Source organism: Bacillus sp. FJAT-18017, from assembly GCF_001278805.1.
Classification (GTDB): domain Bacteria; phylum Bacillota; class Bacilli; order Bacillales; family Cytobacillaceae; genus Bacillus_D.
Map to the genome: position 1 here is coordinate 4,340,628 of NZ_CP012602.1, position 22,004 is coordinate 4,362,631.

Consider the following 22,004-nt stretch of genomic DNA (forward strand, 5'->3'; position numbering starts at 1 on the left):
CAAAATTTCGAGTATATAATAGAAGAAACGTAACCGGTTTCAATAATTAAACTATCTTCTTAATTGACTTTAGGCCCGGTTTCCATTTCCCAGAGCTTCTCAAAGAAAGGTTGCCCTTTAATAAGGTTTTCGCAAAAATGTTCATGTTTTTCGCTCCACCCCTGTTTTACATTTGCAAAAAGCTGTCTCCAAGCCTCATCAAATGTCAAACTCTGTATCACATTATATTGTTCAGGACACCATTCTGTATACCAATATCTTACCTCCGCATCGTTCCCGGACGATTGGAGCTGGTCCAGTGCCATAAATAGCAATTGTTTAAGCTGACGTTCCTTACGTGTTAGGCCAGTCATCAGCTCGGGTTCGGGGGAAAGAATATGAAACTCCTTTACACCCTGCTCCTTTTTAAAGGAATACCGGATAGAATCGTGATTTTCAACCATTTCATATACAAGCTGCTCTTGTCTTGGTATTAATCTGCTTTTTCTGACAGGTATATTATACCCTATCGTATCAACGACAAGGATTTCGTTTCCATCTGTAACAATGAAGCAGTATTCCAGTTGGATGCGCTCGTGATTCTTCCTTAAGTAAGCTTTTTGGAATACATCATCGAGGAGCTGTTGAGGCAGTGGTGCCAGGTCATTTTCAATGTAATGAAAAAGGACCGGTTCAACTTTTAACAGGGGCACCTGGTCAAGCAATTCAACTCCATCATCTTTTCTCCACTCATGAAAATGGCAAACATTATAGCCATTTTCCTCGCCTTCAAACCAATTTACCCAGACATCATGAAGATATAGCATTGTTCGACCCCTCACTTCAAGAATCCATTTGTCAATCAGTATAGGCAGCCGTAAGTCAAATTATTCCTTACTTTCCACTTATCAATGTCAGTTTTCTTATTTTGGCCTTCCTATTCAGTGAGGTGTAATCCTGATTATAAAATATCAAATCCCATTTACTCCTTTAGGGTATACGGCCAAAATATGCTCAAGGTAATAATTAAAATTCCAATAGGAAACAAATAACAATCTGGGCGCTGTATAATATATTCTAAATAGCCGCCATAGTTTCCCCCCACAGCTAACACATTTAAATAGGCAATAATGCTTATTCCCCCTGATACCGCAAGACCAAATCCAATTACCCAAAAAAATACCCTCATGGCCATGGCATGTCCCCTCTTTAATACTTAGCCGGCCTGTCCTTTCTTAATGGATATGTTACAGCATGAAATTTTATGAGTTTTAATGAAAACTAAAGGAAGGCATCATTTGATACCTTTTGCACTAGATTCTGAAATTCATTAAACCAAAACAAAAAAAATCTACCATGTAGGCATGGTAGATTTTATCTGCGGGATTTAGGGTTGAATGCGTCCTTCAATCCTTCTCCAATGAAGTTAATTGATAGAATTGTCATCGTAATGATCAAAGCTGGCGGTACCCAGATCCAAAGCTTCCCTTGAAGTACATCTGGTTCATTTGCGCTTGAAAGCATATTTCCCCAACTTGGCGTTTCCTGAGGTACCCCGAATCCAAGGTAGCTAAGCCCTGTCTCAGCAACAATCATACCCGCGAACAGGATGGTAGCCTGTACAATGATTGTCGACATGACATTCGGTAAAAGATGTTTCGTTATAACCTTAAACGGTGAACATCCTATTGATACTGCTGCAATTATATATTCGTTTTCCTTTTCAGCAAGAATCTTACTTCGGACTATCCTTGCAACACCGCCCCAGCTCAGTAGGCTGATTGTGCCAATTAATACCCAGACACCGGATACAATCCCCATAAGGATAGCGTTTAAAACGATAACGAATACGAGGAATGGGAAGTTTAAAACAAAATCAGTAAACCTCATTAAGAGATTATCAATTGAGCCGCCGAAGTAGCCAGCAATTGAACCAACCAGAGTTCCAAGGAAAACTACGAAAACCGTACATGAAATTCCTACCATTAAGGATATACGCCCGCCGTATAGCAGTCTTGTGAAAACATCCCTGCCGCTCTTGTCTGTTCCCAGCCAGTGGTCGGCGGAAGGTTTCAGTGACATTTCACCAATGTTGATCCTCGTAATATCTGCAGTTGTAATATATGGTGCCAAAAACGACACAATTGAAACAATAAGCAGGAAAATAAGACTGGTCATTGCCAATTTGTTCTTCAGGAACTTCTTACGAGCAAGCGCCAACGGAGACAAGCTTCTCTTAGGGGGCGCTACATTTACTTCTGTATCTTTTTGAGTTGCAATTTCCATTATTTGTCCCCCCCTAATCCAGCCTGATTCTCGGATCGACTACGCCATACAGGATGTCCGCTACTAGGTTGCCAATCAATGTCAGGAATGAAAATAGCATAGTCAGCGCCATCATGACCGGATAATCATTCGTCCTTACTGACTGAAGGAACAGCTGGCCGATTCCGGGATAGGTAAAGATTGTTTCTGTAATAATAGCTCCACTGATGATTGCGACAATATCAAAACCCAGGAAGGTAATCAAAGGAATAATGGAGTTCCGGAGAATATGTACATTATATATCTTTTTTTCCGGGGTTCCTTTTGCCCTTGCTGTCCTTACATAATCCTTGCGGCTATTTTCAATAATGTCATTGCGCAAGAACTGGGTATAGCTTGCTGTGCTGAGTAAACCAAGAACAAGTGCAGGAAGTAAAACATGGTGAAGCTTACTAAGATAATATTCAAAGGTACCATCATCAATTGTAATATCTACAGATCCGTTTGACGGAAACCAGTTAAGCGAGAATGAAAAAATATAAATCGCGAATACACCGGCAATGAATGAAGGTATCGAGAGACCCAGATAATTAGCCCCGGCAATCAGGTTATCCCCTAGAGTGTACGGTTTTCTTCCGGAAAATGTACCCATTATAAATGCCAGAATATAAGTAATAAGAATCGCCGTACCCCCAAGCATAAGGGTATTTGGCACTTTCTCCATGATTACATCCGCAACCGGTATCTTAAAACGGGTCGATTGCCCGAAGTCGCCCTGGACAAAGTCTGAAATCCAGTTGAAGTACTGAACTGGTAGCGGGTCATAATAGCCCAGTTTCTGCCGCATTTCTTCAATATATTGCGGGTCCGTGTTGTTTGGGTCAATTTCTCCACTGAGACCATCACCTGGCATTAATTTTGCAAGTGTGAATACAACAATGGAGATAAGGAGTAACATTGGGAGCATGCCCAACAGTCTTCGGAGCGAATATTTCAACATATGCATTCTCCTTACCTAAGCTGCGCCTTTAGCCGCGCTTTTTAACCTTCATAAAGGACATATTGGCTCCCACCACTGCCCTTAGGCTTAGGTGGAAGCCAGCTGTCCTTCACATAATTCGTACTATAATTGGTTCCCGCTGCAGCTTACAGCGGTTTTCCAAATCATCAGGGATGCAGATGCCTCACTAATGATATTACTTCTTTTATTGCTTCAGCCACCATTCGTGTGGACGGTTAGAACCGGAAACATCGTATTTAACGTCTTGTACACGCTTGTTAAGGGCTACAACTTCTTCAAGCTCAGCGATTGGAAGTGCAGGAAGCTCATCCATGAAGTGTTTCTGCCACTGAACATAAAGGTCTTTACGTTTTTCCTGGTCTGTTCCAACGATTGATACATCTAGAGCGTCTTCAAGTAACTTGTCGCCTTCAGCACTAGACCAACGTGGGTAGTTCCAAAGCGCATCTGTTTTCCAAAGGCCGGATGGATCTGGATCCGCACCTGTAGACCAGCCGCCAAAGAATACTTCCATTTTCTTATCAGACTTTTCAAGCATGTCGTAGTAAAGGGTAGCGTCAGTCATAGTAAGCTTGGACTTCAAACCAATTTCTTCCCAGTATTGAGTCAATGCTTTAGCACGAGCTTCAAAAGTAGGGTTTTGAGTTGAATAATGCGCGAAGTTCACTTCGAATTTCTTGCCTTGTGGATCTTCACGGAATCCATCTCCGTCTTTGTCTTTCCAGCCAGCATCTTCAAGGATTTGCTTTGCTTTTTCTGGATCATATGCATATTGCTCAAGCTCGCTGTTGTCAGCTGCGATCCAGTGGCTAGTAGGGATTGGGCGGTTAACCGGCTTACCTACGCCATAGAAGAATGCTTTAACCCACTCTTCACGGTTGATTGCATAGTACATTGCCTGGCGAAGTGCCTTATCAGCATACTTAGGCTCGTTCATAACGTTTTTCTTGCCATCCCAGTTACCAAGTTTAAAGCCAACATAGTAGTAGGAAAGCCCTGGGTATTTCACAACATTTACTGTATCAAGTGCAGAGACTTGATCGATGATGCTTGGGTGGAACGAAGTCATGTCAAGAGTGCCGTTCTGGAGCTCCCCGACAGTCAGGGAAGGATCGATAACCTTCATGACAACCTTTTCGATATGAGGCTTGCCTAGGAAATAATCGTCAAAGCGCTCAAGCTCGACGGACTCACCTGGTACAACTTTTGTAACTTTGAATGGTCCAAGACCAACTGGCTTAGTACGTACTTGCTCAGATTTCATCATATCTTTTACTGCTATGCCTTCGAATTCTTTACGGGACATTGCGTATGTCCAGAAGTTTTCAAGGTTGTTTACACGAGCTTTGTCAAAAGTAACTTCCATTTCGTAATCGTTGATGATTTTGATACCGGAAATGGAGTCTGCTTTGCCTTCTTTGTATTCAGGAACACCTACTACAGTTTGGACGTTAACATAACGCGGACCTTCATAGTCCTTGTCAGCAAGGACTTTGATTGCGAATTCCCAGTCCTGGATCTTTAGTTCTTCACCGTTATGCCATTTAACGCCTTCTTTGATTTTGAACTTGTAGACTTTGTTATCAGATGTTTCCCATGAAGCAATGTGTTCCTGTGGCTTCAGGTTTTCATCAAAATCGATCAAGTTTTCATCGAAGAAATCAATTACATAAGCATCAGTCTGTGTGCCATAGAAATTGATATTGAACTTGCCTTCCGGAGCTGAGTCAAGTGAGTAATTGAGTGTACCGCCATCCTGTGGCTTAGTCTCCTCAGTATCTTTTCCATCTCCGCCCTGTGGCTTTTTGTCGTTGTTAGCCTTTTCTCCTCCGCTGCATGCTGCCAGGAACATTGATAAAACAAGGACCAGAGCAGACAGCCATAACCAATTCTTCTTCATTTCTTTCCCCCCAGTTAAGTATTTGCACTGCAAGCGCCCGGGATATGTATAGTTGGGCGCATTTAAAACGCGGCTTAGCCATGTTTTATAAAATTGGTAAAGCTCGACAGCAGTTATGCTGCAAATCGGGCGCTTGCGCCATTGTCCTATCTAGTACAGGTGGCAAGCCACTCGGTGCGATGGCTTCACCTCCTTTAATTCCGGTTTTGTAACGGAACATTGCTCCATTGCCATCGGACAGCGCGGGTGGAACGGGCATCCAGTTGGAGGATTCAATGGGCTTGGCACATCGCCTTTCAGGATAATCCGATCCTTTTTCTTCCTTGGGTCAGGACTTGGGATTGCGGATATCAACGCCTGGGTGTATGGATGAAGCGGCTCGGAATACAAGCTGTCCTTGTCCGCAATTTCCACCATGTTCCCCAGGTACATAACCCCGATCCGGTCGCTCATATGCTTTACGACACTTAAATCATGGGCGATGAACAGGAAAGTAAGATCAAATTCCTCCTGCAGGTCTTTCAGCAAGTTCAGGACCTGGGATTGAACCGATACATCAAGAGCTGACACTGGCTCATCAGCGATAATAAGTTTAGGGCGGAGAGCCAGGGCCCTCGCAATTCCGATCCTTTGCCTTTGGCCGCCAGAAAATTCGTGAGCGTACTTATAATAGGCCTCTTCCGGAAGGCCAACCTTTTCAAGAAGGTCCATGACCTCTCTTTTCAGCTCTTCCTTCGGTTTTTTGGTAAAGTTATAGATTGGTTCGGCGATTATGTCGCCTACCATTTGCATCGGGTTTAGAGATGCATAGGGGTCCTGGAAGACCATTTGCAAATCTTTGCGGATTTCGCGAAGTGATTTTCCAGTTACATGTGTAATATCCTTTCCCTCAAAAAGGATTTTTCCATCCGTAGGCTTTAAGAGCCTCAGGATGGTACGGCCAGCGGTGGATTTCCCACAACCCGATTCCCCAACAAGCCCAAGGGTTTCACCTTTTTTAATTTCAAAGGATATATCGTCCACTGCCTTTACGTTACCAACAGTCCTTCTGAAAAATCCGCCCTTGACAGGATAGTAGGTTTTAAGATTCTTAATTTCGAGCAAATTTTCCCCGCTGGGAGCCCTATGTTCCCGGTTTACATCCGCAGTCAATGTACCGCTCATCGGTTAGCCACTCCTTCCTTGGGTCTTGATGTTTCGAAGAGCAGGCAGGCAACATCATGCCCTCCGCCGGTATCGGCAAGCTTTGGAGTGACAGTATGGCACTCCGGCATCGCCATCGGGCAGCGGTTTGCAAATCGGCAGCCATTCTTCTTCATGTTAGTCAGTGAAGGGACGATACCGCTTATTGTGCTTAATCGTTCAGATTCATCTTCCATCTTCGGGATAGCCCCGAGGAGAAGGGTGGTGTATGGATGCTGTGGATTATAAAAAAGCGTTTCAACATCAGTACGCTCCACTATCCTCCCGGCATACATGACGATTACTTCATCACACATTTCAGCCACGACACCAAGGTCATGTGTAATCAGGATGACCGACATATCATTTACTTCCTGAATTTCCTTAAGCAGCTCAAGAATTTGCGCCTGGACCGTAACGTCAAGGGCTGTGGTAGGCTCATCAGCAATCAGAAGCTTAGGCTGGCAGGCAATCGCCATCGCTATCATGACGCGCTGTCTCATACCGCCAGACAACTGGTGTGGATATTCATCCACAATTTTCTCGGGACGGGAAATTCCTACACTATTTAAAAGTGCAATAGATTTAAGGCGAGCTTCTTTTTTATCAATTTTTTGATGATTAAAAAGAACTTCCTGAATTTGATAACCAATTGTAAAAACCGGATTAAGAGAAGTCATTGGCTCCTGGAAGATCATCGAGATATCTTTTCCTCGGATTTTGTTCACTTCATTCTCGTTCAGCTTTTCTATGTTGATACCATCAAAAATGATTTCTCCGGCATTTATCTTGCCGATTCCCTTTGGAAGAAGCTTCATAATCGAAAGGCTCATAACGGATTTACCACAACCCGATTCACCTACCACTCCGACTATCTGCCGTGGCTTGACCTTAAAAGACACACCATCAACCGCATTATAATATGTACCATCGATATCGAAGGCTGTTTCCAAATTCTTTACTTCCAGTAATGGTGCTCCACCTAGTTGGGAAATTTTCGCGCTCATACGACACCCTCTTACTTTTCAATTATTCTGCCAATTCACTATATTTAAATAAATACTATTACAAAATTGTTACAATTGCAAGATTTTTTTAATTTTTCCTTTTTACACCTTGGAAATACTTTACACTGCTGGCAGGAGTGGGATTACTCCCCTTTTTTTAGCTTTCTATATTATTTAAAAAAAGAATTTTTTTGATTTTAAGTGAATTTTTTACATCAAATTTACGTTTTAGATAATAGTTTTGGACAAGCCAGAATCCAATTGAATAGCCGGCAAGGGCAGGAATTCTTCCTCCGCCGAATAGAAGCTGGTTATGCGTTTTTTCTTTTTTCTTGACATCAAGATTATTCCGGAAAAATTCTTCCCATAAAAACTCCAGCTTTTTTTCCGGATATTTTTGGCACCATTCAGCAATAAATTCTTTGCCGCATTCCGTTAAAACTGTATATTCAGCGAGCCCTTCCATCACCATCGATTCAAGAAGGCTATTTTCTTGAATCTCCCCTTCAGTTCGATTCATCCTGCAAACATGATGATACTCATGAACAAAAAGTGCCCTCAATTCTTTTTTCCCAACATCAGACGGCAGGAAAAGAAAAAGCTTATCCTTGTATGCAACTCCCGACTTACGGAGGGCGTCTCTTTTGAAAAGTGAATTGCTTCTAGCAATCGGAAAAATGAAAACGGGGATATCTGGGCCATCCCATTCTTCCTTATAGGTATTCATCAACTCCCTTGTCCACTCCCAAATCTCCTTTCTTTCGATCAGCTTGGCAAGGTCCCACTTGGTGCCATTATTTCTTCCAACCATGCCAAAATAGGCAAGTTCTCTGTAAAATCTTTCACTCTCCACACCAGGAAAATAGCCTTGAAGCTTCGTTAAGATTTTACTGAGGTCATCCCCGCTATCTTCAAGCCACTCGTTTGTATTGATTACTCCCATCTTTGTTCCCCCCATTGTTGTTATTTAACAGTGTATGGCCATTTTACTGTTCCTGCCCCTTTGCCTTTGATCCTATTTATTGGACACTCGGGAAAAGCGAAACGCAGGCAAAGAACGCCTGTCCCTGCGAAGTTTATTCTTGGAAGCTTCCCTTTGTGTAGTGGAAATCAACAAACCTGTTAACAAAGACCAAAAAATAAAAAACCCTGTGGAATAGATACCTTTTCAGGTTTCTACCCCACAGGGTTTATTTTATTAAAGCCTTTGGTTACTCATATTTTTTAAAAGCCAGTGTTGCATTATGGCCGCCAAATCCAAGTGAATTGCTGATTGCCGCCTTGATTTCCTTCGTCCTGGCTTCATTCGGGACATAATCAAGGTCGCATTCCGGGTCAGGCGTTTCGTAATTGATGGTCGGAGGAAGGACTGAATCCCTCATCGCGAGAACTGTAAAGATAGCCTCAACACCGCCAGCGGCACCTAAAAGATGTCCTGTCATCGACTTTGTCGAGCTGACAGCCAGATTATATGCATGTGGTCCAAACACTTCTTTGATTGCCAATGATTCATATTTATCGTTATACTCCGTGCTAGTTCCATGAGCATTAATATAATCGATTTCTTCAGGCTTCAAGCCGGCATCTTCAATAGCCATCCTCATTGCCCGCACGCCGCCTTCTCCACCAGGAGCGGGGGCCGTAATATGATACGCATCCCCGGTTGCACCGTACCCGACGATTTCGGCATAAATTTTTGCTCCTCGTGCCTTTGCATGCTCCAGCTCTTCAAGTACGAGGATGCCCGCTCCTTCTCCCATTACAAAGCCATCCCTGTTTTTATCAAACGGCCGGCTAGCAGTTCCCGGATCCGGATTAGTTGATAATGCAGTGTTTGCACAGAAACCAGCAACAGCCATTTTTGTGATTGGAGCTTCTGTTCCCCCGGTAATCATGGCATCTGCATCACCGCGCTGGATGACTTTAAACGCATCACCAATCGAGTTAGTCCCTGTTGCACACGCTGTTACCGTACAGGAGTTAAAGCCTTTTGCCCCTAGCATGATGGATACCTGGCCTGCAGCCATGTCAGGAATCATCATCGGTACAAAGAACGGGCTAACCCTTTTATATCCGCGATTTTGAAAAACTTCAAATTGAGTTTCGAAGGTTTCCATTCCACCTATACCGGAGCCTATCCAAACGCCAACTCGATGTGCGTTTTCATCTACGATTGCCAGTCCGGAATCCTCAAAAGCCATTTTCGATGCGGCAATTGCATATTGTGTAAAACGATCCATTTTCCTTGCTTCTTTTCTCTCCAGGTAGCTTTCCGGATTGAAATCATTAATTTGTGCAGCAACCTTGGCAGGATATTCATCCGCGTTAACCCTTGTAAGTGGTCCAACACCGGATTTACCGGCAACAATATTCTTCCATGTTGTTTCCGCATCAAGGCCAAGCGGCGTCACTGCGCCAATACCTGTTACAACTACCCTACGATTTGCCATTCAAGAGACAGCTCCTTTACAGTGGTTTCTTCTCAAAAGGGCAAGCTGCCCTAATTATTTTGGTTTGAATTTAAATCCTTTGGAAATCACCTCTACACTATTGTAAAGGTTTTATTTTCCCCATCTTATCGCGATTGCACCCCAGGTGAGGCCTCCGCCAAATCCGACCATTACTACGATATCATCATCCTTAATCTTGCCTGCTGCAATATCATCTACAATCGAGATGGGAATCGATGCCGCAGATGTATTCCCATATTTATTAATTGTATAGGACACTTTTTCAACTGGCAATTCAAGCCGCTGGCGTGCTGCCTCAATAATCCGGATATTTGCCTGATGAGGGACAAGATAGTCGACATCTTCCTTCGTTAACCCTGCCTTTTTCACGACATTCAGACTGCTCTCGCCCATTTGGCGAACAGCAAATTTGAATACTTCCCGGCCATTCATAATGATGTTTTCTTCCTGATAAAGGTGTTTCCCACCGGTACCGTCTGCTCCCAATTCAAAGGACAGGATTCCTCTGTCTCCGCTTACCGGTCCAAGCACAACAGCCCCAGCTCCATCACCAAAGAGGACGGCTGTATTGCGGTCTTCCCAATCAACAATTTTAGAAAGTTTTTCTACGCCTACTATTAATACGTGCTTATAGACACCCGTTTCAATAAATTGCTTTCCTGTAATGATGCCGTACATGAATCCCGCACAAGCAGCGCTGACATCCATGGCAGCAGCTTTCTTTGCGCCAAGCTTTTCCTGGAGCATGCAAGCTACTGAAGGGAATGGCCTGTCAGGAGTCACCGTTGCGACCAGGATCATATCAATCTCCTCCGCCGCTACTCCTGCAGTCTCCAACGCCTGAAGCGCCGCTTGATAAGCCATGTCCGAAGTATTGATTGAGGCATCGGCAATCCGCCTTTCCTCTATTCCTGTCCGGGTACGGATCCACTCGTCCGATGTGTCCATCCTTTTCTCAAGGTCAAAGTTTGTAACAACTGTTTCGGGAACATATTTACCTATTCCAATAATGCCAGCTCGCATGGCGGCCAACTCCTTATTATAAAAATTATCCATATACTATTATCAATTATTATGACTTGGTACTAATTTTATCAATTCAAATTGATATTGGCAATAGGCAAAGTGAAGCTAAGATTTATCTTCCTCTAACACATATAGGCAGATTGACGTAAATCCTATGTTCTCCGCATTTGTCCATCCACTTACTCCACCGCAACATACTATTAATATGGAGAGAGCTGTTTTGAGAGGAGGTCTACAATGGACGAGAAACTGCCGGAAAGGGAAGATCGCTTTTCAAAAATGATGTTCGGGGCGAGAAGAAACCCCAAACCTGAAAAAGGACAGGAGAATCCACTTTTCGAGATCCTTAATGGTACTCACAGCAAAAATTCAATTGATTACGCCCTTCTTTTAGATGTTATCGATAACCTGGCTGATTCAGCTGAAAAACTAAAACCTGTTATATCTAAAGTCTACCCCCAGATCCAGCAATTCTGGAAGAGCTAAAGCAGAAGCGCCTTCATGAAAGGCAAAGAACGGCTCGCCACAGGCCAAATTCGCCTGTCCCTGCGATGATTATTCACGGAAGCTTTCCTTTGTGTCTCTGCGATGTTTATACACAGATGCTTCCCTTTGTGTCCTTGCAATATTATTCCCGAAAGCTTTCCTTGTGGAGCTGGACCAAAATAAATAGCTGCCTGTTCCCAGGCAGCTTTCTTCTTCCATAAATAATTGTCGTTATAAATTCCACGCTTCGCAAATCGTCCGAATCGCAGAGCGTCTCTGCCTGGCAAGACCTTCCTTATTCGAAACTGATGCTGCTACTGATTCAATCTGTATTCCTTCATTTATTATGTGGTTGCTTTGCAGGCTTTCTGGCAAGGATATCCCCAACAATTCTGCACACGATCTCCAATTATCCTTGCAATTGCTCCTTAATACAAAATTCTCTGCTTTTCCCCGCTCTATAAGTTCTATCACCTTTTCGGCGGCATCATCGCAATAAATTGCATCCCCCGTATACTCCTGGTTAGGATCAGGTGAGTCAGTTTTTCCTAAAATCACTTCTTGAAATATATATCTTTCAGGCTGATATGGACCAAATAGTGTCGGCAGATAAACTTTCATGATGGTCTCGCTTTCACTTTCGGCAATGCAGTCTTCTGTGAATGCGAGTTCAATTGGTAAAATAAGAACCACTGACCCTTCCCAGTCTTTTTTTTCAATAATAGAGCTAACGCTCTGTAGACAATTCTTATGATCATCAAGGTTGAGCCAATCGTACATAGAGATAACAATGACCCCTGGATCTTCCAAGAATTCAGCTTTTGATTCGTACGGCATGCTTTGGAAATTGCCGTTTCTGCCTATTTCATTCATCATATCTTCCTTATAGGATGCTGATTCATTTCCATATGGAATACCTACAACCTCGTAACCGCGCTCAAGTAAAATCTTACAAAGATGAAATCCAAAAAAACCGAATGCTCCAATAACTGTTGCCTTTTCCATGCTATTTCCTCCTTGCAGGTTTCACTGTATCGTATGCCTGCAGGCTAAAAATATTTCCAGAAGATGCATCTTATAGGACTTTTTCATGCCTGGAAAAAAATTTAGCGATTTCCCCTCCCAGCTGACTGGCTTTTTCCGGAAGCATAAAGGTTTCGGTTATCTGCGCCTGGCCACGGACCGCATCGATTATATTCTTGCATGTGCGAGATTGCTGGTATGACCTGCCCCCGGCAAGGATGTACACTACTCGAATAGGGATACCAAATGATAGATCAGGCTTACTTTCAGACTCGATATGTCGTGCCGCAATTCGGCTGTCCATTTCATGGGCTTCGGCTATCTCCTTCAAAACTTTTTTGTAAAAAAATCTATGTTCTTTCTCCTGTTCCATATGCATTTTCAGCGAAAGGATTGGGTTAATTAATACTACCGACCGGATATTCCCCTTCATCTCGTTCGCCATTTTTAAAGCAGCCAGGGCCCCCATCCCCTCTGCAATAATATGGATTTTATTATTCAGGATTTCATTTTTCATTACATAGCTATATAGCAAGGAGCCTAGCAGGACAGCTTTCGCCGAACCCCAATGCCTTCCATGGAAATTTGAAGTAAAGAGCGTATAGCCAGCTTCCTTCAATGTGGAGAGTATTTGTTGTTTCCCGGGATTTTGTTTCCAAAAGCTTGTTTCTTCATTCACAAAATGCCGTTCATCACCAAAGATCATCACTCCGAATCCGGTTGGTTTTTCGGGGTAATAGATTGCACTCCATTCGTTTTCCAGTTGAAAATGACGATTTTCCATACTTAAAACTCCTTCTGCCTTTATCCACTAACTAGTGTATGTAGCCACGCAAGGAATGAAATAGGGACTTTTCCCAAAATGCAACCATATCATGTTTTTTAACTATATTTTCGTTTTCTTCTCTTTGGTCATTGTGATAAGATGAAAAGAGATTATGACGGGTTGAGGTGACAATATGAAATATTTTTGGACATTTTTCTGGGTAATTCTTTTAGTAGAAATGTTGGCTTATGTTTCGACATCCATGCTTGGAGCCGCGTTCGACTACAAGGGTGCTGCGGTCCTAGGTATCATTACCGCTGCAATCGTATCATTCGTTCCTGTGTTAATTCCTAACGATCCTGTTGAAAACCATCATCATTAATCCATTGCAAGGTCATCCTAAACGGATGGCCTTTTGCTTTTATAAAGTCCTTTTCTTTTACCCGAATTAAAAATGGTTCAACCTCTGAGTACAAAGTGAAATTTCCATAGCTAATGAGCAAAAAATAAAAGCCATCGTCCTCGATGGCTAAAATTGAACTACTTTTTAGTGGCCTCTTTTATCAGTATAGGTCCAGATTCTCTCATGATTCGAAGCTTCAGGGAATGGCTGGCCTTTCTTCAGATGAATTTTCTGCGGATTGGTTACCGGGCTCCCGGTATCACCTATTTCAATGTACGTACCATTATTCGGAGCCTTTTGCCCTGGTTTGAACTGATGGTTTTGTCCCATATGATAATCCTCCTTGCTTTATGGCTTATTAATGCCTGCCATTAGTATTTCCGAGGTCCCAAACAACATGAAGGCAAGTTTTGACAAACAGGGGAATGAAATCAATGTTGAATTTGTCATTTGTATGAACCTTCTCCCCAACATATAGTTTTTTTATTTCGTTAGCAATATAATAATAGTAATAACTAATCTTGACATGGAAAATAAAGTATCCTTCTAAAGGTAGGTGGCAATCATGCAATCTCTTGCAGGAGCACCGGCAAAACTAAATGAAATTCTTAGAGAGACTCATCATATCCAAAAGATTGAAAAAGGGAACTTCTTGTTCCAGGAAGGCTCTCCTTCAAAGGAAATATACATTCTTCTTAGCGGATTAATTCAGGTAAGCAAAATCATTCCTGATGGCAGGGAATTGACATTGAGGATTTGTTCGGAGGGTGATCTTATCGGTGAGTTGAACATCTTCTGTGCTACTCCCAGGAACCTCTTAAGTGCAAAGGCGATGGAAAGCGGAGAAGTCGCAGTTATCATGAAAGATCATCTCGAGGCCAAGCTGGCTGAGAACAATGAGCTGGCATTGGAATTCATGAAATGGATGAGCCAGCAATACAGGAAAACACAAACAAAATTCCGTGATCTTGTCCTTCATGGAAAAAAAGGCGCCCTATACTCCACCTTGATTCGGATGGCCAACAGTTATGGAGTTAAAACAAGCAATGGCATCATGATTGACTTGCTCTTAACAAACCAGGAGGTCGCAAATTTCTGCGGCACTTCAAGGGAAGTTGTTAACCGTCTGTTGAGCGAACTCCGAAAAAAGGGAATCATATCGATAGATAAAGGAATCATCACGATTCACCAGCTCCCTTTCCTAAGAAGAGAAATTGACTGTGAAAACTGCCCGAAGGAAATTTGTAATATTGATTAACATAAATAAGGCCTGCCGAATCATTTCGGCAGGTTTTTTTCATACCCTCAGCTTGAAAGAAGTCTCCCCCCCCGCACCACATGGCAAAACAAAATTCCTGATGCTCTATCCGTCCATACAAATTATCAACTAAGTAAAAGGAGGAGATGGCAGTTGCCTCTCCTCCTTCAATCTGCTTATATTAGGTGCACTGCTATGAAAATGAAGAATAACACCGAGTTAACGATTTCAGCAACACCGATTTGAATCGGACTCATTTTCCTTCCATAAAAGCCGATTGCCCTTGCGAGGCTCGGCAGGAAAGCGACTGCAATCAGCCATTGAGACATAATGATCCAGAAGACTGTGACAGCAGCATGATATCCCCAGGATATCAACTTGAAATTGCTATTTTTCTTTTCACGTATCATGGATTTAACAAAGAATGTGCTGCCGATGAAAAACAAAACAGACACTATGAACACGAGCATTGCTTCTCCTGATACTGCTCCAGCCGGCAAATATGCGCTTGCCAGTCCAGCGAAGGAAAATGCAAAAATCGCACTGAAATCATTTATTATATGACGATCCTTATTTTTTGACGAAAAGTAGGCATTAATAGCGAAAAAGGGAAGCATCATTAGACCAAAATAGACAACTGACGGCCGCTCAAACAATGGGAAGAGCAAAAGCAAGAGCGCGGGTACCAGGTAAATAACTATCCATTTTACATGGAAGGCAATTTTCTTCTTTTTAAAAAGAAGCAGCATTGGGTATGTCGCCAAATAGAGAAATATCCATCCTAAAAAGAATGGGACATGCTCCCAAACAAACCCCGAGGCCACAACTCCCAGCCAGAAAGGAACAATCAGCATCGCCCATGCACCGTGCTGTTTTGGCATAAATAATTTCATGTAAAACACCCCTGTTTGCTTTTTCTTACCTTTATCATAGGCGAGCAAAACAGTTAAAAGTGTGAAGTACGTCACAGATAGTGTTTATTAAAATGACGAAATTGAGAACGAATCACTTTCCGAAACCAATAAAAAAAGAAGGCAATTGCCTTCTTTTTAGCGAGTAACATATTTCTTAGTGATTGCCTTTATGAACTGACAAGGCTTTGAAATAAAGGAAATATACTTTGTAAACGAGATGAATAATAGAAAGGTAAATAACAATAATAAATGGACTTGCGTCAAGATGGATGCGCTTTTTAGCAATTCAAACTCTGGCCTGAACTGCAACAAACTTATCAGCCATTCAAACATATTGGACAAATCCCTCGTTGACCTATAAAAAAGAATTAATCCAATTCCTGTTACAGTTGTAAGCAACCATAACGATTTTACAAACCAATTGAGGAACTGGCTCATCTTTGGGGCTATTTCCTGAAAAATACCGGGAGAGCCATATTGCCATACAATTCCCATTCCAAAAACTGCTGCAACGGTATAAGGATAAATCAGCCAGGCAAACCAATGAAATATCTCCATCCAGTCACTCCTCTTAACAAATCACATGTTTCATTTTATATAAGAAATCATGACAATTCAGTGACAAAAGTAACTGCTTTCGAAAATTATTCATCTATTTTGCCTATCGGTGCATTTTTTTAAGGATTATTTGAAAAAGCTCATCCAGCATGGAATGAGACTTTATTGGAAAGACGGGAACATCGTGAAGGTTTTGAGGAGCGGCTTCCCAATAAAGAACTGCCATAACCTGTTCAAGCTGGTTTGGCAGCTCTTCATCCCCTTGGTTTCGCACGAGGACAAATTTGGGATAACCTGCCCGTTTATGTCCTTCGATCAGAATTATATCCGGGTCAAGCTCGGCAAGCAGAGAAACCTGCTGGTGCAGTTCCCAGCTCTCCTGTTCCGCATGCATAATAAGAGAGCCATCTCCTTCTACAAGCGAAGCAATGGCTCCCGCATCCATATGCCTGGTCGAATCTTTGCCTTCAGGAACCGCCGGCTTACCTCCATGTCCATGATGCTTGATTGCTGCCACTTTAAGCCCTTCTTTGGTTAACAGGCGAATCAGCCGCTCTGACAGGGTTGTTTTGCCGCTGTTTTGATAGCCGACAACCTGAAAAACGAATGGCCTTACCATGGCCATTCGCTTCCTTCTTGATCATCAAGGAGCAGGGCTTCCACTTCTGTTCCCGCTTCAAACCCCCTGGTCCCGCCTGGCAAAATCATAAGTGAATTTGCTCCGGCAAGACTCATGACAATATTTGATTTATCCAGCCCGCTTGGAGTGGCAATCAGTCTTCCATTTTGGAATGAAACTGTGCTCCTGACAAACCTGGTGAAAGGATTCGCCTTTGGAAAATCCGTATCAAGTATGGCTAGTTCTTTACGGAGGTGGGGCTTTTTCGAGCAAAGCATCGTTCTGATGATCGGCCTTGCAAATAGCTCGAAGCCAACGTAGCAGGCGGAAGGATTGCCGGACAGCCCAAACAGCAGTTTTCCATTAAAATGAGCCACAGTCGTTACACTGCCCGGCCGCATTCCAACTTTGTTAAAAAGCACCTCAGCCCCCAGTTTTTCATAAATCGCAGGCATATAATCGAAGTCCCCTACAGAAACGCCGCCGGTAGTTATGAGCATATCAACCTTATCCAATGATTCCTTAACAGCTTCAAAACATGTGTCAAAATCATCAGGTAGGCTGCCAAAGTAGTCAGCCTTTGCCCCTGCACGTTCGATTTGCGCCGCAATCATGTATGAATTGCTATTGCGTATTTTGCCTGGGACAAGCGGATCATTGACTTCAAGGAGTTCTGTTCCAGTTGCATAAAGGCCGACAATCGGCTTTTTGGCTACAGGCACTTCCGCATATCCAAAGGTAGCGAGCATCGCCTGGATTCCAGGATTAATGATGGTCCCTTTTTTAACAAGAACTTCTCCCTCCTTGGCATCTTCTCCCTTAAAGGAAACATTCTCGCCCTTTTTTATTTTGCGTTTAATAGTCATAAAGTTTTTTCCATCGCGCTCGGTGGTTTTAACAAGCTCGAGCATCATGACTGCGTCTGCCCCTTCCGGCATCATTGCACCGGTCATTATCCTGACTGCCTGCCTTTTCCCAAGTACCTTTGAGGTTGTTTGTCCTGCCCCGATATGGTCAATCACTTCAAATTCAACAGGATTCTCCAATCCTGCCTCAAGTGAATCCTCTGAACGAATTGCAAACCCGTCATATGGCGCTCGCGTGAAATGGGGAACATCGCTGGTTGCAACAAGATCCTCTGCCAAAAAACGCCCATAGCTCTCGTTAATAGATATGAATTCGGACTGGCCGTTTTGTTTACGTGACATAATCCGTTGAACCGCTTCACCAATAGAGATTGGTTTTCTCATTTCGAGCATGTAATCATCTCCTGAGCCAATACTGTTTGTTCATTTAACTATCTCCACTATTAGGGTACTTGAAACAATGCCCTATGGCAAACGTGTAAATCGTGTATATTTTATGTCTAAATCCTGAATTAATTGAAAAATATTCTCAAGTGTGACGCACATCACCAACTTCTTTATTCATATGAAGTAATTTAGATATAGAAGCTGAATTATTACCTTTTACAAGGAGGATATATAACTAATGGTAAAAACGTATTCCGAACAGACTCTTGTCAGAGACCTAGTGAATGATTTCCCAAAAACTGCGGATGTGTTTAAAAAGGTTCGTATAGATTTTTGCTGCGGAGGTGCGACTCCTATTGCTGAAGCTGCCGCCGCGGGCAACGTGGATCTTGAAATCTTAATGGGGAATCTGGAAGAAGTTATTCAAAAAAGCAGCGGAGTAGAAAATGACCTTAAGGTATGGATGGATTCCAGCTCACCGTCAATTATCGATCATGTGATTGCTCAATACCATAACCCACTGCGCGATGAATTTGCGGCACTGAGCCCGTATGTAACCAAGGTTGCCCGAGTACATGGCGAGAACCATCCAGAGTTATTGAAAATGAATGAACTTTTTTATGAATTGAAAAAAGAAATGCTTGAGCATGTAGACAAAGAAGAAGCAACGGTCTTCCCTCTTATTAATCAGCTTGATGCGGACACCATTGAGGATCGTGAACAGGCCCTTAATTACATTAAGGAACTGGAACAGGAGCATGACCATGCCGGTTCCATCCTTAAGCAGCTTCGTGAGGTAACAGGCGACTTTACTCCGCCAATCGATGCATGCGGAACATACCGGCTCGTCTACCGCCGCCTGGAAATGCTTGAAGAGCAAACCTTCATGCATGTCCATCTTGAAAACAATATCCTGTTCCCAAGGTACTTCTAATATATAAGAAGTTTTATATGAAGAAAGCTGCTTCTAAAGGTAGGTTGAAATGACGCCTTTTAGGAGCAGCTATTTATTTTTGTTACTTTCCCTTTTTTCTTTTACGTGAGCGATTTCCTACATCCTTTTTAATTTTATGGCTGTGTTAAACAACGATGTTGATAACCGTCTCAAAAGTGGAAGTTCCAGTGAATCATTATCGCAGAGAGAGGCGCATATCCGTTCACGAGGTCTTCGGCATTTCATTCCCCTCGGAGCAAACGCAATTTGGGGTCTCCCCGGTTCTTGACGACCCTACTGGTTATGTAATTGAGCCTGCGGGCGTCAATAGAGGTTCTTGAGACCCTGCTGGTTATGTAATCATGGGTGCGGTCGTCAATAGAGATTCTTGACGACCCTGCTAGTTATGGAATCGAGCGTACGGTCGTCAATAAAGGTTCTTGACGACCCTGCTGGTTATGTAATCACGGGTGCGGTCGTCAATAGAGGTTATTAACGACCCTGCTGGTTATGTAATCATGGGTGCGGTCGTCAATAGAGGTTCACTGACCTTTCTTAGTAGGTTGAATAGTCTTACTAGAAAAAGTACCGCAGGAGAAAAGCGAACGCATTCGGGACGAGTCTTTGCACCTTCCATTTTAAATAAGTTGGTCCGATATTCTCTTAAGCATAATACCTTATTCAGACAATTTCAGATCGCTATAAATTTGAGGACTAAATAAAAAAACTGCCTGGAGAGTTACGCCGGGCAGTTTACTCATAAAATTATAAGATGTAAGTTTCTTATCCTAATCCTTCGAGGAATTATTATCCGCCAATATAGGACATTTCAATCTTTTTGCGGTTAGCTGCTGTTTCTTCGGTTCGTTCATCCGAATATCGGTCAGAGCGGCCGTTCCAAATCGATGTTACCCGTTCTGCGATTTCCTCATCTGTTGCACCGTTCCGCATAAAGTTGCGCAGGTCATGGCCGTTCCCGTTGAACAAGCATGTGAAAATCTGGCCATTGGCCGATAGACGGGAGCGTGTACAGCTGGAGCAGAAGGATTCAGAAACAGATGTAATGAAGCCCACTTCCCTATCTGTACCTTTATACCGATACAGCTTGGCCACCTCACCAAAATATGCAGGGTCTACCGCTTCAAGCTCATAATTTTCTGATAGCATATCAAAGATTTGCTTTTTCGTAATAACATCATCCATTTTCCAGCCATTCGTGCTGCCGACGTCCATAAATTCAATGTATCGAAGCTGCAGGCCATTGTTCTTGCAGTATTCTGCCATCGGAAGAATCTCCTGGTCATTTAGGCCTTTTTTGACAACCATATTCACCTTAACGCCAAGGCCGGCTTTTCTTGCAGCGGCAATCCCATCAAGGACGGGTTTTGTTCCGACATTTCGGCCATTAATTTCACCGAAGAGCTTATCATTCAGGCTATCAAGGGAGACATTTACCCTTTTTAGTCCCGCGGCTTTTAGCTGCTCCGCATACTTAGGGAGCAGAACGCCATTTGTTGTCAGCCCGATATCACTCAGCCCTTCAATCTTTGAAAGCTTTTCAACGAGCACTGGCATGTCCCTGCGGAGTAGCGGCTCACCGCCGGTTAGGCGGATTTTTTCAACCCCGAGGCTGACAAAAATTCTGGCAAGCCTCTCAATCTCTTCATAACTTAACAGGGCCGTCTTTGGTAAAAATACAAAATCAGGACCGAACTTATCTGCAGGCATGCAATATTGGCAGCGGAAATTGCAGCGATCGATGACCGAAATCCTTAAATCCCTTAGTGGCCGGTTCAATTTATCTTTAATAATGGATTTTTCCATTCTATCAACTCCAATATATGGGGTTCACTTCAGGCACCGCATACTTAATCAAAGACTATCAAAAAACGGTGTGGCTACTAGGAACTCTCATGCTTTCTCCCAATACCAACTGGAAATTATCAATCTATTAACACAATTTGCATATTGTTTACTTTATTATCTTATTTTAGCATAGAACAACTCTCTGTGGTTATGTCTTTGACTTTTCTGAAGCAGTTGTCAAAGAAAGTTCACGTTTGGGCCCGATGTTAACAGTTTTCACTATATTGTCATTGTTAATTGGGTTTCAACCTTTTTACGTAATGTACAATAATAGTAACTTAAATCACAGACGGATACGTATTTATTATAAACTAAAGAGGTGGATGAAAATGGGCGCTGTTAAAACAATGAAACCTACCCACTCGATCGAAATTAAAGAGATTCTCCATTTTGCGGATAGAAAATTTAAAACAGAGCGCGGCTCGTTTTTATTTCAGGAAGGGATGGAGGCTGAAGAACTCTACATCGTCCTATCCGGAAAAATCCAAATAAGCAAGATTACCTCAGACGGCCGGGAACTTTCTCTCCGGATCTGTGGTGAGAATGATATTTGCGGAGAACTCACTTTATTTACCGCCAATCCGAAATATCTCCTAAGTGCTAAAATACTTGAGGAGGGTGAAGTCGCGGCAATTCGCAAGGAAGTTATTGAAACGGAAATTTTCCAGAACAGTACTCTTGCTTTTGAATTTATGAAATGGATGAGTGACCATTTCAGGAAAACACAAACCAAGTTTAGGGACCTTGTACTTAATGGTAAAAGGGGCGCACTATTTTCAACACTAATCCGCATGACTAACAGCTATGGTGTCCACCTCGATACTGGCATCCTAATTGATTTACCATTAACAAATCAGGACCTTGCCAATTTCTGCGGTACATCCAGGGAAAGTACAAACCGGATATTAAGTGAGTTAAAGCGTGACGGTATTGTTTCTATTAAAAAAGGAAAGATTACTGTTCATAACCTTGATTATCTTAAACTTGAAATCGGCTGTGAGAACTGCCCTGCAGTGTATTGCAGTATAGAATAATAAGTTTTGATAGGGCCAGAACAGCGGTTTTTTGGCCAT

22 protein-coding genes are annotated in these 22,004 nt (G+C 42.8%); 5 read left to right on the forward strand and 17 right to left on the reverse strand.

Annotated elements, in window-relative coordinates; translation table 11 throughout:
* Window positions 1-59: 59 nt before the first annotated feature.
* The 9 genes from AM500_RS20240 to AM500_RS20285 form a co-directional block, all read right to left on the reverse strand.
* The gene (locus AM500_RS20240; protein WP_053600851.1) at window positions 60-806 is read right to left on the reverse strand and encodes a YjbA family protein; all 747 of its coding nucleotides are present in this window, start codon (window positions 804-806) and stop codon (window positions 60-62) included.
* A gap of 547 nt (window positions 807-1,353) precedes the next feature.
* Window positions 1,354-2,265 carry an oligopeptide ABC transporter permease gene (gene opp4C / locus AM500_RS20250; RefSeq protein ID WP_053600853.1) on the reverse strand — a complete coding sequence of 304 codons (912 nt, stop codon included), beginning with the start codon at window positions 2,263-2,265 and terminating at the stop codon, window positions 1,354-1,356.
* A 13-nt stretch (window positions 2,266-2,278) separates the two neighbouring features.
* Window positions 2,279-3,244, reverse strand: coding sequence for an oligopeptide ABC transporter permease (gene opp4B, locus AM500_RS20255; RefSeq protein WP_053600854.1), 966 nt, complete (start codon window positions 3,242-3,244; stop codon window positions 2,279-2,281).
* A 205-nt stretch (window positions 3,245-3,449) separates the two neighbouring features.
* On the reverse strand, window positions 3,450-5,165 hold the full coding sequence (gene opp4A, locus AM500_RS20260; RefSeq protein ID WP_053600855.1) for an oligopeptide ABC transporter substrate-binding protein: 1,716 nt from the start codon (window positions 5,163-5,165) through the stop codon (window positions 3,450-3,452).
* Window positions 5,166-5,315: 150 nt separating this feature from the next.
* Window positions 5,316-6,329: an ABC transporter ATP-binding protein gene (locus tag AM500_RS20265; protein WP_053600856.1), complete on the reverse strand. Its 1,014-nt coding sequence runs from the start codon at window positions 6,327-6,329 to the stop codon at window positions 5,316-5,318.
* Window positions 6,326-7,354: an ABC transporter ATP-binding protein gene (locus AM500_RS20270; protein WP_053600857.1), complete on the reverse strand. Its 1,029-nt coding sequence runs from the start codon at window positions 7,352-7,354 to the stop codon at window positions 6,326-6,328. Before AM500_RS20270 ends, AM500_RS20265 begins: the two co-directional genes overlap by 4 nt.
* 157 nt (window positions 7,355-7,511) lie before the next feature.
* On the reverse strand, window positions 7,512-8,297 hold the full coding sequence (locus tag AM500_RS20275; RefSeq protein WP_053600858.1) for a DUF2268 domain-containing putative Zn-dependent protease: 786 nt from the start codon (window positions 8,295-8,297) through the stop codon (window positions 7,512-7,514).
* A gap of 268 nt (window positions 8,298-8,565) precedes the next feature.
* On the reverse strand, window positions 8,566-9,804 hold the full coding sequence (gene fabF / locus AM500_RS20280; RefSeq protein ID WP_053600859.1) for a beta-ketoacyl-ACP synthase II: 1,239 nt from the start codon (window positions 9,802-9,804) through the stop codon (window positions 8,566-8,568).
* Between the two features lie 111 nt (window positions 9,805-9,915).
* Window positions 9,916-10,848, reverse strand: a complete 933-nt coding sequence (locus tag AM500_RS20285) for a beta-ketoacyl-ACP synthase III (protein ID WP_053600860.1) — start codon at window positions 10,846-10,848, stop codon at window positions 9,916-9,918.
* 240 nt (window positions 10,849-11,088) lie between these two features.
* On the opposite strand from AM500_RS20285, the gene AM500_RS20290 reads away from it, so the two are divergent.
* Window positions 11,089-11,337 carry a hypothetical protein gene (locus AM500_RS20290; RefSeq protein ID WP_053600861.1) on the forward strand — a complete coding sequence of 83 codons (249 nt, stop codon included), beginning with the start codon at window positions 11,089-11,091 and terminating at the stop codon, window positions 11,335-11,337.
* Between the two features lie 231 nt (window positions 11,338-11,568).
* On the opposite strand, the gene AM500_RS20295 is transcribed toward AM500_RS20290, so the two are convergent.
* Window positions 11,569-12,342 carry a hypothetical protein gene (locus tag AM500_RS20295; RefSeq protein ID WP_053600862.1) on the reverse strand — a complete coding sequence of 258 codons (774 nt, stop codon included), beginning with the start codon at window positions 12,340-12,342 and terminating at the stop codon, window positions 11,569-11,571.
* 70 nt (window positions 12,343-12,412) lie between these two features.
* Window positions 12,413-13,144: a hypothetical protein gene (locus AM500_RS20300; RefSeq protein WP_053600863.1), complete on the reverse strand. Its 732-nt coding sequence runs from the start codon at window positions 13,142-13,144 to the stop codon at window positions 12,413-12,415.
* Between the two features lie 175 nt (window positions 13,145-13,319).
* On the opposite strand from AM500_RS20300, the gene AM500_RS20305 reads away from it, so the two are divergent.
* Window positions 13,320-13,508, forward strand: a complete 189-nt coding sequence (locus tag AM500_RS20305; protein WP_053600864.1) for a YjzD family protein — start codon at window positions 13,320-13,322, stop codon at window positions 13,506-13,508.
* Window positions 13,509-13,673: 165 nt separating this feature from the next.
* Here the strand turns inward: AM500_RS20305 and AM500_RS20310 are convergent, their stop codons facing one another.
* On the reverse strand, window positions 13,674-13,859 hold the full coding sequence (locus AM500_RS20310) for a YjzC family protein (RefSeq protein WP_043933066.1): 186 nt from the start codon (window positions 13,857-13,859) through the stop codon (window positions 13,674-13,676).
* A 235-nt stretch (window positions 13,860-14,094) separates the two neighbouring features.
* Here AM500_RS20310 and AM500_RS20320 point away from each other — a divergent pair, with 235 nt between their 5' ends.
* Complete coding sequence (locus AM500_RS20320; protein WP_053600866.1) at window positions 14,095-14,787, forward strand: Crp/Fnr family transcriptional regulator; 693 nt, start codon at window positions 14,095-14,097, stop codon at window positions 14,785-14,787.
* Between the two features lie 176 nt (window positions 14,788-14,963).
* Here AM500_RS20320 and AM500_RS20325 read toward each other — a convergent pair whose 3' ends face one another.
* From AM500_RS20325 to AM500_RS20340, 4 genes are all read right to left on the reverse strand, one after another.
* A complete protein-coding gene (locus tag AM500_RS20325) occupies window positions 14,964-15,680 on the reverse strand; it encodes a YwiC-like family protein (RefSeq protein ID WP_053600867.1) in 717 nt (238 codons plus the stop codon).
* A gap of 156 nt (window positions 15,681-15,836) precedes the next feature.
* Window positions 15,837-16,259, reverse strand: a complete 423-nt coding sequence (locus tag AM500_RS20330) for a respiratory nitrate reductase subunit gamma (protein ID WP_053600868.1) — start codon at window positions 16,257-16,259, stop codon at window positions 15,837-15,839.
* 103 nt (window positions 16,260-16,362) lie between these two features.
* Entirely contained in the window at window positions 16,363-16,884 is a 522-nt protein-coding gene (mobB, locus tag AM500_RS20335; RefSeq protein WP_082347315.1) for a molybdopterin-guanine dinucleotide biosynthesis protein B, read from the reverse strand.
* On the reverse strand, window positions 16,872-18,137 hold the full coding sequence (locus tag AM500_RS20340) for a molybdopterin molybdotransferase MoeA (RefSeq protein WP_053600870.1): 1,266 nt from the start codon (window positions 18,135-18,137) through the stop codon (window positions 16,872-16,874). Before AM500_RS20340 ends, mobB begins: the two co-directional genes overlap by 13 nt.
* A gap of 232 nt (window positions 18,138-18,369) precedes the next feature.
* On the opposite strand from AM500_RS20340, the gene ric reads away from it, so the two are divergent.
* Window positions 18,370-19,065 carry an iron-sulfur cluster repair di-iron protein gene (gene ric / locus AM500_RS20345; protein ID WP_053600871.1) on the forward strand — a complete coding sequence of 232 codons (696 nt, stop codon included), beginning with the start codon at window positions 18,370-18,372 and terminating at the stop codon, window positions 19,063-19,065.
* 807 nt (window positions 19,066-19,872) lie between these two features.
* Here the strand turns inward: ric and moaA are convergent.
* Window positions 19,873-20,889, reverse strand: a complete 1,017-nt coding sequence (gene moaA, locus AM500_RS20350) for a GTP 3',8-cyclase MoaA (protein WP_053600872.1) — start codon at window positions 20,887-20,889, stop codon at window positions 19,873-19,875.
* Window positions 20,890-21,260: 371 nt separating this feature from the next.
* Here moaA and AM500_RS20355 point away from each other — a divergent pair, with 371 nt between their 5' ends.
* Window positions 21,261-21,965: a Crp/Fnr family transcriptional regulator gene (locus tag AM500_RS20355; protein WP_053600873.1), complete on the forward strand. Its 705-nt coding sequence runs from the start codon at window positions 21,261-21,263 to the stop codon at window positions 21,963-21,965.
* Window positions 21,966-22,004 lie beyond the last annotated feature (39 nt).

Excerpts from the sequence above, each read along its gene's own strand:
- AM500_RS20240 (WP_053600851.1), bottom strand. The coding sequence starts at position 806 with ATGCTATATCTTCATGATGTCTGGGTAAATTGGTTTGAAGGCGAGGAA.
- opp4C (WP_053600853.1), bottom strand. The coding sequence starts at position 2,265 with ATGGAAATTGCAACTCAAAAAGATACAGAAGTAAATGTAGCGCCCCCT.
- opp4B (WP_053600854.1), bottom strand. The coding sequence starts at position 3,244 with ATGTTGAAATATTCGCTCCGAAGACTGTTGGGCATGCTCCCAATGTTA.
- opp4A (WP_053600855.1), bottom strand. The coding sequence starts at position 5,165 with ATGAAGAAGAATTGGTTATGGCTGTCTGCTCTGGTCCTTGTTTTATCA.
- AM500_RS20265 (WP_053600856.1), bottom strand. The coding sequence starts at position 6,329 with ATGAGCGGTACATTGACTGCGGATGTAAACCGGGAACATAGGGCTCCC.
- AM500_RS20270 (WP_053600857.1), bottom strand. The coding sequence starts at position 7,354 with ATGAGCGCGAAAATTTCCCAACTAGGTGGAGCACCATTACTGGAAGTA.
- AM500_RS20275 (WP_053600858.1), bottom strand. The coding sequence starts at position 8,297 with ATGGGAGTAATCAATACAAACGAGTGGCTTGAAGATAGCGGGGATGAC.
- fabF (WP_053600859.1), bottom strand. The coding sequence starts at position 9,804 with ATGGCAAATCGTAGGGTAGTTGTAACAGGTATTGGCGCAGTGACGCCG.
- AM500_RS20285 (WP_053600860.1), bottom strand. The coding sequence starts at position 10,848 with ATGCGAGCTGGCATTATTGGAATAGGTAAATATGTTCCCGAAACAGTT.
- AM500_RS20290 (WP_053600861.1), top strand. The coding sequence starts at position 11,089 with ATGGACGAGAAACTGCCGGAAAGGGAAGATCGCTTTTCAAAAATGATG.
- AM500_RS20295 (WP_053600862.1), bottom strand. The coding sequence starts at position 12,342 with ATGGAAAAGGCAACAGTTATTGGAGCATTCGGTTTTTTTGGATTTCAT.
- AM500_RS20300 (WP_053600863.1), bottom strand. The coding sequence starts at position 13,144 with ATGGAAAATCGTCATTTTCAACTGGAAAACGAATGGAGTGCAATCTAT.
- AM500_RS20305 (WP_053600864.1), top strand. The coding sequence starts at position 13,320 with ATGAAATATTTTTGGACATTTTTCTGGGTAATTCTTTTAGTAGAAATG.
- AM500_RS20310 (WP_043933066.1), bottom strand. The coding sequence starts at position 13,859 with ATGGGACAAAACCATCAGTTCAAACCAGGGCAAAAGGCTCCGAATAAT.
- AM500_RS20320 (WP_053600866.1), top strand. The coding sequence starts at position 14,095 with ATGCAATCTCTTGCAGGAGCACCGGCAAAACTAAATGAAATTCTTAGA.
- AM500_RS20325 (WP_053600867.1), bottom strand. The coding sequence starts at position 15,680 with ATGAAATTATTTATGCCAAAACAGCACGGTGCATGGGCGATGCTGATT.
- AM500_RS20330 (WP_053600868.1), bottom strand. The coding sequence starts at position 16,259 with ATGGAGATATTTCATTGGTTTGCCTGGCTGATTTATCCTTATACCGTT.
- mobB (WP_082347315.1), bottom strand. The coding sequence starts at position 16,884 with ATGGCCATGGTAAGGCCATTCGTTTTTCAGGTTGTCGGCTATCAAAAC.
- AM500_RS20340 (WP_053600870.1), bottom strand. The coding sequence starts at position 18,137 with ATGCTCGAAATGAGAAAACCAATCTCTATTGGTGAAGCGGTTCAACGG.
- ric (WP_053600871.1), top strand. The coding sequence starts at position 18,370 with ATGGTAAAAACGTATTCCGAACAGACTCTTGTCAGAGACCTAGTGAAT.
- moaA (WP_053600872.1), bottom strand. The coding sequence starts at position 20,889 with ATGGAAAAATCCATTATTAAAGATAAATTGAACCGGCCACTAAGGGAT.
- AM500_RS20355 (WP_053600873.1), top strand. The coding sequence starts at position 21,261 with ATGGGCGCTGTTAAAACAATGAAACCTACCCACTCGATCGAAATTAAA.